Raw genomic sequence first — 6,796 nt, 5'->3', positions numbered from 1 at the left:
TTCCTCTATTTGATAATTTGTGACCCAATGATACTACAGCAATCGCATTGTCCATTCCGTTGGATACGTAGAGTTTATTATTCCTATCAATCGATAAGCCAACCGGAGAACTCCCCGACATACCAAAACCATGTTGAAATAATCCAATTGGAATTGTTTCAACTAACAGATTTTTTTTTGTATCTATTACTGAAATTTCATCGCTATTACCATTCGCCACGAATAAAAATCTTTTATCGGGAGAAGATTTTATAACGTTGGGATGCAGACCTACTTTTACTTCACCCAAAATATTTCCTGTTTTTTCATCAAGTATTGAAACTGTTCCCATGGCAGTTGCACCTGTTCTTGGATCAGTGTACGCCAGATCCCAGGGAACACCGGCTCTTTCTTTACTCGAATCTGCTGCAATTGGACCTGCCCAGTTCGTTACGTATAATTTTTGATTTGACCTGGCAATACCATAAGGAGCAATTCCACCACTCGGTTTTTGCCAAATTAGTTGCTTATCAGGCCAGGAAAGTTTAACTACCTGATTATTACCATTTAAAACCAGATAAACAACAGATTCTTTTGCATCATACAATAATTCATTAGGAATGGCATTTTCAGCCGGAATGTTTCTTTCAATTTTATATCCGCCGATATGTTGAAAAGTCTCATTTTTCCATATGGCGTACATCAGATAGGCATCTTTCTTGGCAGCAGCTGACCAAATTATCCAGGTAGTATCTCCCCGAAGAAAAGATTGGATGCCTGAATAAGTACTCATGAGCGATTTAAAAACTGCTGAAGATTGATAATTAAATCTGTCAATTATTTTTCCACTCGTATCAATGGCAACTATCCCATACCGATCCTGCACTACAACTTTCATAGTATTGGGTATCCGAACAATATCCAACGCATGATTTTCCTGACGAGGAGAACCAAAACGTACCACTTTTCCTGCACTTTGAATAATCCTATTATATGGCATAAATACTAATGAATCATGCAAAAAGGAACGATTCATCAATTCTTCTTTCACTTCAACTGTATTTTTACTTTTGAATTGAGCCAGTTCTTCAATCTTATCTGTATTGATATAATCAACTCCTAGTGCTAACATATGATTCCATCCACTGATGTGATCCGGTTGTGCCCAAAATCTAAAAGATTTTCCCAATGCACGTGCCTTCTTCACTACATCTCCGGCAAGTGATTCATCAAACTTTCCTGATCGAACATAATTGAAATAAGAGTCACTTATTAAAGCAACTTTTTTTATTGCTTCTTGTGTATAAATTTCTCCGGGCCTTCCATCAAAATGTATAAAATCAGGATACAATTGAAATTCCTCCACTGTAGGTCTATTACCCGTAATGGTAAATGTGATATGTTTATTTGCAATCAAATCAGGATAATTGCGAAGATGTGTAATAACTTCCTGAAGCGTTGGAACTGATGCTGTTTTTATATCAATCAACAATTGTAACTCCCGTTTCGGGTGAATACGTGAAACAGAATCCAATGGTCTCAGATATAAGTCATTAAAAGTTCTGGATAAGTCGATGTCCTTTTTATCATGAGCAACGCATAGTCTACCATCTATTAGAAAAACATCAACTTCGATGGAGTTGAATTGTAAACTATAAGCTGAATGAAAAGGTCTTTCCTGATTATAATCATTATGCGAATGCATCTTCCACTGAGCAGAAGCACTGCTAATTAAAATAAGAAGACATACAACAAAAAAAATATAATTTTTCATCTTTAAATATAATGTACTCTTTGCAAGTAATGAACTGAAGTGTTATTAAATAATTATTATATCAGTCTATAATAATCGGTGAATGAGCTTATCGAATGGTAACGTAAATTAAATATATTAAGTGAATAATATCTTAATCTACAGCTATAAGATAAAACAAGTATAAGGAAAGATCGGGTTGATGAATTATTAGCTAAAGTCTCCTAAACTACTAAGTTTGTTCAACGTACTGTAACCCGGTATATCCATCAATGACAATGGCAAAACCAATCAGTTGATTGGGGATACTATATAAAGTTGTCACTGGGCCAGCGATTTGTGTTTGGCTACCTATTAGTGAAAATGACGAATCCTGCATAGAGGGCTCTTCAATTCATGTATTGCTCATAATAAAAGTATTGAAAAAAGGACGAAAGTATCTGCAACAGTTCCAATCCGTTTGAATGGAAGATCTATTATAAAGATTATTTACAGTACATGTTGATTACTCAACGTTAATCATACCGATGAATATTTTTACAATATTTGAAATGGCAATCGGGGTTTTCTTGTTAAAATTGGAGCTGATTATTTAGTTAGGACCATGGTGATTCTTAAAAAGCCCGTAATTGGGTTATCTCTTTCAACAAATTGAATAAATTGAAAATGAGATTAATCAATTGATTGATTGGAGTTACTTTTTTTCCGATCAATGTATGTCCCATCATTTTCATTTAACAAATCACTATTTTTACATTACAATTTGAATCATATTTGTAACGTAAAAAATCACATGCAAAAAACAACACTATTTTTATCCTCCTTTCTTCTTTCTTGCCTATCAATGGCACAAATTGTGTCTGGTCCGATGATAGGCCATGTTGAATTCAGAACAGCTACTATTTGGATGCACTTAGAAGATAGTATCGAGGAAGTCACAGTTCAATACATTGAATCGAATTTGGCGGATAGACCTGCACAACAAGTAAAAGTCAAACTTCCGGGAGGAGAATTCAATACTGCAACAGTGCATTTAACCGGTTTAGAACCCGGAAAAATGTATACTTATTATGTTTATGTAAAGAAAGGACCGGCCATTGCAAAAGGTGAGGTAAGAACGCAGACCCTCTGGCAATGGAGAACTAATCCGCCTGATTTCTCTTTTTTAACAGGCAGCTGTAATTACATCAATGAGTCCAAATTTGACAGACCCGGAAGACCTTACGGAGGTGACAGTTCTATTTTTGCAACCATGGCTAAAGAAAAAGCAGATTTTATGTTATGGCTTGGGGATAACTGGTACACCAGAGAAGTAGATTACTACAGTAACTGGGGATTAATGAAACGACCTGCAACAGATCGTTCCCAAAAAATTTTGCAACCATTTTTACAATCTATGCCACATTACGCCATTTGGGATGATCATGACTATGGTTGGAATGATGCAGATAAGAGCTATCCCCTCAAAAAAACCAGTCGGGATGCATTTATGAAATTTTGGGCCAATCCGAGTTACGGCAACAAAGATGAAGGCATCTATACCCAGTTCACCTGGAATGATGTGGATTTTTTTTTATTAGACAATCGTTGGTGGAGGGCCAATGACAATTGGTGGGATTCTAGTAATGGTCAATCAAATCCGGACAAAACCATGTTCGGAAAGGAACAAATTGACTGGTTGAAAAACGCCCTTCTTTCCAGTAAATCCAATAGGAATATAAATTTCCGCATCATAGCAACCGGAAGTCAGGTATTGAACCCCATTTCAACATATGATGTGTTCAGGAAATACAGCAAAGAATATGAGGATTTTATACAATTCTTGCAAGAAGCAAAAATTCCGGGAGTCATTTTTTTAACCGGCGACCGCCATCACAGTGAAATAATTGAAGTTAAAAATGTTGGTATGTACCCACTTTATGATATTACTTCTTCACCACTAACAGCAGGCACACATGTTTTTGATCAGCGAGAAAAAAACAATTCCTATAGAATCCTTGGTGTAGATAAGTATCAAAATTATGCTCGTATTTCAATTAGCGGAACGGGAAAAGAGCGCACCCTGCAGGTCAGCTTCATTGGTTTGAAAGGGGAGATTTATAACTCATGGTCAATTCAGGCAAAAAACTTGAATTTCACAACATCCAATTAGCGATTTCAGGTAAAATTTCGGCTTGATAATTAAGTGGTGACAATTATGTTGGCTCAAGCTTATACCTCGTAGAATAATGCATCCCTGTCTACATCATTTGGGGTTACTATTGGCAGGTAATTTACGGTAAACTATTCAGGATGTCATTTCATTTGAAAGACCGCACAAAGTTGTACTATCATATATTAGTGGCAGAGAAAAAAAATTACTCATCGAAACAATGAACTTATTTTTTTCCTGTTCCCAACAATCCATAAAACATCATCCCACTCAATTATTGTATCAGAAGATGGATTTAATATTCGTGTACCTTTTCTTTCAATACCGATCACCAATCCGTTCGTTAAATCTCGGATATTCGATTCTTTGATTGTTTTCCCACTTAACTTGACGTGCTCATCGATAACAATCTTTTGAACGTCAACATCATCTTCTTCAACAGCACTTGAGGAATCTGAAAAGTAAATCACACTACTAAAATCAAGCAATTGCTGGTCCGTTCCAATGGCACCAATTACATCATAAGGAAAAATTTTATCGGTACGAGCCGGCGCATATTTCATTACGCCGCCTCGCTCAATAAATGCAATGTTAATTCCGTATTTTTCGCGCCATTGAAGTTCTTCTAATGATTTTCCCAGGAAAAAGGCAGTCGGACTTACTTCATATTTGGTAAGATGTGCATCCCAGGTAGAAAGTGTTTCTTTTTTTACAATTTTTTCTTCAATCTGTTGATTTTGCAGATTGTGCAAAAAACGGCCCTCGATTCGCTCATAGAATTTTTGTAACCCCTGACGAAATAAAAATCCAATCAATATTAAAACGATAATTGTTCCCCAGAGGCTGATCCAAAAAGGAAATAACTGTAGGAGCAGAACACCTACAAGTAACACAGCAATCAGGGTTCTTACTATTTCCAGCATAACCAAAGGACCATGGTTATAATTTTGATCGAGCCAAAGCTCTTTATATACATGTCGTTGAATTTTTTTTCCGGCCAATGCCCAAATGAATGGAGACATCAATAACAATCCCATGAAAGCGATTATCAATTTTGAAAACAATGTTGTGCCAAGATAATTCTCGAGGAAAGGTTCAATAAAGTAGGAAGTCAAGAGAATGATTCCTATGATGACAACTGTATTTAAAAGCAAGTGTTGAAAATAATAACGCAACAAAAGTCGCCATTTACTTTTCCCCTCTATGAGTTGTGAACTTCGGCTATATTGATCTATCAATTCTAACCATTGTGTCGGTAATTTTTTTTGCAAAAATCTATATATCGGATCTGCCAGCTGCATCATAAAAGGAGTAATGAAGGTAGTCAGAACTGATACTCCAACGGCTATGGGGTATAAATAATCGCTGATTACTCCCAATGTTAACCCCAGGGTGGCAATAATAAAAGAGAATTCACCAATTTGTGTCATACTTGAACCTGCTTGCACAGATTGGTGCAAAGGTTTCCCAGCTAACAAAGCTCCGGATGTGATAAATAAGAATTTACCCATGATCAATGCTATGGTCAACAAAAAAACCGGGCCGGCATAATTAACTAAAATGGAGGGATCAATGAGCATTCCCACAGAAACGAAAAATATGGCCCCAAAAAGATCCTTAATTGATGAAATTACTTGTTCTATTTTATGCACCTGGTTTGTCTCGGAAAGGATAGAACCCATAATAAAAGCACCCAATGCAGAAGAAAAACCTACTTCATTTGCCAGAACAACCATTCCCAGGCAAAGACCAATGGACAGCAACAATAAAGTTTCTTTATTTAAAAAAGCACCTAGTTTTTTGATTAAAGTAGGCAGCAAAAAGATACCCAATAGGAACCACAAACAAAGAAAAAATATCAATTTTACAATTGAATAAATCAATTCTGAGCCCTGAAAATTCTGACTGACCGCAACGGTAGATAATACAACCATCAATAATATAGCTACTAAGTCTTCAACAATCAATACCCCAAAAACCAACGAGGTAAACTGTTTAGATTTTAACCCTAATTCTTCAAAGGCACGGAAAATGATTGTTGTAGATGAAATAGAAATGATTCCTCCAAGGAATATACAATCCATAAATGGCCAACCCATCCATTTTCCTAGTCCAAATCCCAGTATAAACATGAGGGTTAATTCTGTTAATCCGGTTATTACTGCTGCTCCCCCAACTTTCATTAACTTTTTAAAATTGAACTCCAAACCAAGTGTGAACAATAAAAAAATCACCCCGATTTCTGCCCAGATTTTGATTGGCTCCTGACTACTGATACCCGGAAAAAATTTAATGTTGGGCCCTACTAACAATCCGACAAGGATATAGCCCAATACAACCGGTTGTTTTATTTTTTTAAAAAAAATGGTGACCACGGCAGCAGCGCCCAGAATATATGCGAGATCAGTGATTAATTCCGGGAGGTGAGACATACAATGAAAATTAGTTTTTAAGCGAAAGTGTGCATAGTAGAATTTAATAATAACCGGCTTCTAAAGGTTGATTTTCCAATTCTATTGTAAAAATATTTGTGAGAACAATAAGAAGCGCATAAAAATTTATTAAAATGCCTTATGTTCCACTTAAACATCCACATGTTTGGGCATATTGCTGTCGCATAATTCTATGAAGCCGGTTGATAAAAAATAAGTTCGGCCAATTCATCTAACTGACCGAACTTACATCTTTGAATCGTAACTTCTGTGGAGTCGAGGGGAGTCGAACCCCTGTCCAAACATCGCTACCATTGGCTTTCTACATGCTTATTTCACCATTTTTTGTCGGTACCTTACCGGAAGTGAACCCACCTATAAGATACTTAGCTGAATAGTCTTTGAATACAGGCACAGCCTTCTGTATTCGCATTCGCTATTGTTTTGAGTCGGCGGCGGCACGCGGTCAGCGACCAACCA

General features: G+C 36.5%; 2 protein-coding genes, 1 other RNA gene and 1 pseudogene. 1 reads left to right on the top strand and 3 read right to left on the bottom strand.

Annotated elements, in window-relative coordinates; translation table 11 throughout:
* Positions 1-1,753 (bottom strand): annotated as a pseudogene (locus ACIQ2S_RS09720) (hypothetical protein); the annotation flags it as partial.
* 772 nt (positions 1,754-2,525) lie between these two features.
* Between ACIQ2S_RS09720 and ACIQ2S_RS09715 the strand changes: the two are divergent.
* A complete protein-coding gene (locus tag ACIQ2S_RS09715; protein WP_396175425.1) occupies positions 2,526-3,884 on the top strand; it encodes an alkaline phosphatase D family protein in 1,359 nt (452 codons plus the stop codon).
* Positions 3,885-4,093: 209 nt separating this feature from the next.
* Here ACIQ2S_RS09715 and ACIQ2S_RS09710 read toward each other — a convergent pair whose 3' ends face one another.
* A complete protein-coding gene (locus tag ACIQ2S_RS09710) occupies positions 4,094-6,316 on the bottom strand; it encodes a cation:proton antiporter (RefSeq protein ID WP_396175423.1) in 2,223 nt (740 codons plus the stop codon).
* Positions 6,317-6,584: 268 nt separating this feature from the next.
* Positions 6,585-6,796: a transfer-messenger RNA gene (ssrA, locus tag ACIQ2S_RS09705) on the bottom strand; the annotation flags it as partial.

Origin of the sequence: Flavobacterium sp. (genome assembly GCF_044371705.1) — a bacterium.
In the GTDB taxonomy this organism is placed as follows: domain Bacteria; phylum Bacteroidota; class Bacteroidia; order Flavobacteriales; family Flavobacteriaceae; genus Flavobacterium.
This window is presented reverse-complemented; position numbering and strand designations above follow the sequence as displayed.

Excerpts from the sequence above, each read along its gene's own strand:
- ACIQ2S_RS09715 (WP_396175425.1), top strand. The coding sequence starts at position 2,526 with ATGCAAAAAACAACACTATTTTTATCCTCCTTTCTTCTTTCTTGCCTA.
- ACIQ2S_RS09710 (WP_396175423.1), bottom strand. The coding sequence starts at position 6,316 with ATGTCTCACCTCCCGGAATTAATCACTGATCTCGCATATATTCTGGGC.